The organism is Sphingomonas sp. NPDC019816 (assembly GCF_050274375.1).
Lineage (GTDB): Bacteria > Pseudomonadota > Alphaproteobacteria > Sphingomonadales > Sphingomonadaceae > Sphingomonas.
In genome coordinates, this window is record NZ_JBNNOB010000209.1 from 1 (window position 1) to 4,105 (window position 4,105).

At 67.1% G+C, this 4,105-nt stretch carries 5 protein-coding genes; 4 read left to right on the forward strand and 1 reads right to left on the reverse strand.

Going from position 1 to position 4,105, the window contains the following annotated elements; all coding sequences use genetic code 11:
* The first annotated feature begins 83 nt into the window (after positions 1-83).
* Complete coding sequence (locus ACQKJZ_RS18440; protein WP_427733049.1) at positions 84-731, forward strand: adenylate kinase; 648 nt, start codon at positions 84-86, stop codon at positions 729-731.
* A 227-nt stretch (positions 732-958) separates the two neighbouring features.
* Positions 959-1,837 (forward strand): tyrosine recombinase XerC, encoded by an 879-nt coding sequence (locus tag ACQKJZ_RS18445; RefSeq protein ID WP_427733043.1) that lies wholly within the window; start codon positions 959-961, stop codon positions 1,835-1,837.
* Between the two features lie 6 nt (positions 1,838-1,843).
* Here the strand turns inward: ACQKJZ_RS18445 and ACQKJZ_RS18450 are convergent, their stop codons facing one another.
* Complete coding sequence (locus ACQKJZ_RS18450; protein WP_427733045.1) at positions 1,844-2,449, reverse strand: DedA family protein; 606 nt, start codon at positions 2,447-2,449, stop codon at positions 1,844-1,846.
* 111 nt (positions 2,450-2,560) lie between these two features.
* Between ACQKJZ_RS18450 and lepB the strand changes: the two genes are divergently transcribed.
* Together lepB and rnc are read left to right on the forward strand one after the other, a co-directional pair.
* A complete protein-coding gene (lepB, locus tag ACQKJZ_RS18455) occupies positions 2,561-3,358 on the forward strand; it encodes a signal peptidase I (RefSeq protein ID WP_427733047.1) in 798 nt (265 codons plus the stop codon).
* Positions 3,359-3,384: 26 nt separating this feature from the next.
* A complete protein-coding gene (gene rnc / locus ACQKJZ_RS18460; protein ID WP_312488081.1) occupies positions 3,385-4,020 on the forward strand; it encodes a ribonuclease III in 636 nt (211 codons plus the stop codon).
* Positions 4,021-4,105: the final 85 nt, after the last annotated feature.

The following is a 4,105-nucleotide window of genomic DNA, read 5'->3' on the forward strand; positions in this document are numbered from 1 at the left end:
GATCAAGAAGGCGAAGCTGAAGGGCGGTCGCCTGCGCTGAGCGCCGGCCGACCACAGGGACAAGAGGGGAGATTGACGTGGGCGTGAACATCATCCTGCTGGGCCCGCCGGGCGCGGGCAAGGGAACCCAGGCGCAGCGGCTGGTGGCCAATCGCGGCATGGTGCAGCTGTCGACCGGCGACATGCTGCGGGCCGCGGTCAAGGCGGGCAGCCCGGTCGGGCTTCAGGCCAAGGCGGTGATGGACGCGGGCGAGCTGGTATCGGACGCGATCGTCTCGGCGCTGATCGGCGAGCGGCTGGACCAGGCCGATGCCGAGGGCGGCGCGATCTTCGACGGCTATCCCCGTACCGAGGCGCAGGCCGAGGCGCTGGACGTGCTGCTGGCGGAGCGTGGCAAGACGCTCGACCATGTCATCGAACTGGCGGTAGACGAGGACGCGCTGGTCGAGCGCATCACGGGCCGCTTCACCTGCGCATCGTGCGGGGCGGGCTATCACGACACGTTCAAGCCGACCCAGGTAGAAGGCGTCTGCGACGTCTGCGGCTCGACCGAGTTCAAGCGTCGCCCCGACGACAATGCCGAGACGGTGCGGACCCGCATGGCCGAGTATCGCGCCAAGACCGCGCCAATCCTGCCGATCTATGAGGCGCGCGGCATCGTGACGCGGGTCGACGGCATGGCCGCGATGGATGCGGTGGGGGCGGAAATCGACGCGATCCTCGATCGCTGATTTCTTCGCTTTCAATTTATCGAAGGGGCGTTTCCGCGAGGGAGCGCCCCTTTCTCGTTCCGGCGTGCTGGGCGAGGGCGGGGCGTGCGCTTCGACTTCGCTCAGCGTGAACGGAGGTTGGTATGTCAACCCAGTCTCCATATCCCGTATTCCCACACTCCGTTCAGCCTGAGCGAAGTCGAAGGCCACGGGATGACCGCCGCGCCGATCCGTAATAAAAGCACCCCATGACCGCATCGATCGCCGATTATTACCGCCACCTCACCGTGGACCTGCGGCGGTCGGATCACACGGTGCGCGCCTATGTCGCAACTGCCGAGCGGTTGACGGGCTTTCTGACGCAGCATTGGGGCGAAGCGGTCGACGCCGGGAAACTGGGCCGCATCACCGCTGCCGATCTGCGCGCCTATCTGGCGGCGCGGCGGAGCGAGGGGCTGACGGCTGCGTCGACCGCGCGCGAATTGTCGGCGGTGCGGACCTTCCTCCATTTCGCGGGTATCGCGCCGCCGCCACTCAAGGGCCCCCGCCGCAAGCGCAGCATGCCCCGCCCACAGGCCCCGGCTGACATCATCGCGTTGGCCGAAGACGTCGCGGAGGACGCCGCCGAACCCTGGATCGCGGCACGCGACTGGGCGGTGTTGCTGCTGCTCTATGGCGCGGGGTTGCGGATCGGCGAGGCGATGGCGCTCCATGCCGCGATCCTGCCGCTGGGCGAGACGCTCCGGGTACGCGGCAAGCGCGACAAAATGCGGATCGTGCCGCTGCTGCCGCAGGTGCGCGAGGCGATCGAGCGCTATGCCGCGCAGATGCCCTTCGTCGTCGCAGGCGAGGAGCCGCTGTTCCGGGGTGCCAGGGGCGGTCCGCTCTCGCCCGCGATCATCCGCCGATCGGTGCGCGGGGCGCGTGAACGGCTGGGGCTGGGCGCGCGGACGACGCCGCACGCGCTGCGCCACAGCTTCGCGACGCATCTGCTGGGGCGCGGCGCCGATCTGCGCCAGCTTCAGGAACTGCTCGGCCATGCCAGCCTGAGCTCGACGCAGATCTATACGGCGGTCGATGCCGCGCGCCTGCTAGACGTGTATCGCACCGCGCATCCGCGCGGGTGACGTCGCTCAACGGTCGCGGTGCGGTTTCCAAGTGATGACGCGCCAGACATAGCCGATGACGATCACCGCCGTCATGACGATCGCCGCCGGCCCGACATAGCGATCGATCGCCTGGAAATTGGCGCCCAGCCACAGCCCGGCATAGGCCAGGATCGCATTCCAGATGACGCTGCCCGCAAAGGTCCAGAGCAGGAACTTGCCCAGTGGCATGCGCGTGATCCCGGCGGGCAGCGAGATCATCGTGCGGAAGGCGGGCATGAAGCGGAACACGAACACCACCCAGCCGCCATGTCGGACGAAGAACAGGTGCAGCCGCTCGACATCGCGCCAGTCCATCGTCAGCCAGCGGCCATGGCGTTCGACGAAGGGGCGAAACCGCTCATAGCCGATATAGCGGCCGACCGCGTACCAGGCATAATTGCCGACGGTCGTCCCCGCCGTGCCCCAGAGCAGCAGCGGGACCATCGCCATGTCGCCGCGCGCGACCGCCATCCCGCCCAGCCCCATGATGACCTCGGACGGGATGGGCGGCAGGATATTCTCCAGCGCCATCAGCAGGAAAATACCGAAATAGCCGCCCCAGGCGATGAGGTTCAGGATGAATTCGGTCATGGGTGAGGAATGTACCGATGAGGGGACGGGCGGTTCCCCTATCGTCGATCCCCCGATGTGGAAAGGCGAAGCGGCTTGACGGCGCGGGCGGGTTGCGCGAACCCGCCAGACATGGCCGATACCCCCGAAAAATCGGAGACGAAGGACACGCTGCGCTTCTTCCTGAAGCTGGCGCTGTTCGTCTTCATCCTGCGCAGCTTCATCGTGACGTCGTTCGTCATCCCGTCGGAATCGATGCTGCCGCGCCTGTTGATCGGCGACTATCTGTTCGTGACCAAGTGGAATTACGGCTATTCGCGCTGGTCCTTTCCCTTCGGCCTGCCGCTGCTGCCCGGGCGTGTGCTGGGCCGCGATCCGGCGCGTGGCGATGTGGTGGTGTTCCGCTCGCCAGGGCCGGACGATCATGACGTCATCAAGCGGGTGATCGGCCTGCCCGGCGACACCATCCAGGTGCGCAACGGTCAGGTCATCCTGAACGGCCGCCCGATCCCCAAGCAGCGGATCGCCGATTTCGTCCTGCCGCTGACTCCCAATTTCAACGCCGACAAGTGCGGGGCCGAGCATCTCGATACGGTCGCGGGGCAGGGGGTGTGCCGCTATGCCCGCTTCCGCGAGACGCTTCCCAACGGCAGGAACTATGACGTGCTCGACCAGGGCGATTTCCCCGATCGTGACGATACGGTCGTCTACACCGTACCGGCCGGCAACGTCTTCCTGATGGGCGACAATCGCGACGACTCGGCGGACAGCCGGTTCGCACCGCCGATGGGCATGGGCTATATCCCGATGGAGCGGCTGGAGGGGCGCGCGGCGGTCACCTTCTTCTCGACCGATGGCACGGCCGAATGGATCAAGCCCTGGACCTGGGTGTCGGCCGCACGCTGGAACCGGATCGGAGAAGGGTTTTGAGCGCGCTCGACAGCTGGCTGGCCGGGATGTTCGGCCAGCCCCCCAAGGATAGCGCCCCCTTTCAACGCGCGCTGACCCATGGCAGCCAGGCGGCGGAAAATTACGAGCGGCTGGAGTTTCTGGGCGACCGCGTGCTCGGCCTGGTCATGGCGGAATGGCTGTGGGAGCAATTCCCCAGCGAGCCCGAAGGACAGCTGTCGCGTCGGCTCAACTCGCTGGTGACCGGCGCGGTGTGCGCCGATGTTGCGCGCGACCTGGGCGTGCGCGATCACCTGCGGCTCGGCAAGCAGGCGCGCGACGATGGTGCCTCGGACAGCGACAATGTGCTGGGCGATGTGATGGAGGCGCTGATCGGCGCCTGGTATCGCGAAGCTGGGCTGGACGCGGCGCGGGCCTTCATCCGCAAGGCCTGGGGCGACCGGGTCCATTCGCAGGGCAAGGCGCCGCAGCATCCCAAATCGGCGCTGCAGGAATGGGCCGCCGCGCATAACCGCAAGGCCCCGGAATATGTGGTGACCGACCGGTCGGGGCCGCATCACGCGCCGCGCTTCACGGTGACGGTCAAACTCGGTCGAACGGCGGAGGCGAGCGCGGAGGGCGCGAACAAGCAGGAAGCCGAGACGGCTGCGGCGAAGGCGTTGCTGGCGAAGCTGAAGGCTTGAGGGATTCCCTTGGGCTTCGACTTCGCTCAGCCTGAACGGAGGTTGGGGTGTACGGCGGTCTTCCAGGACAGCCGTTCAGGCTGAG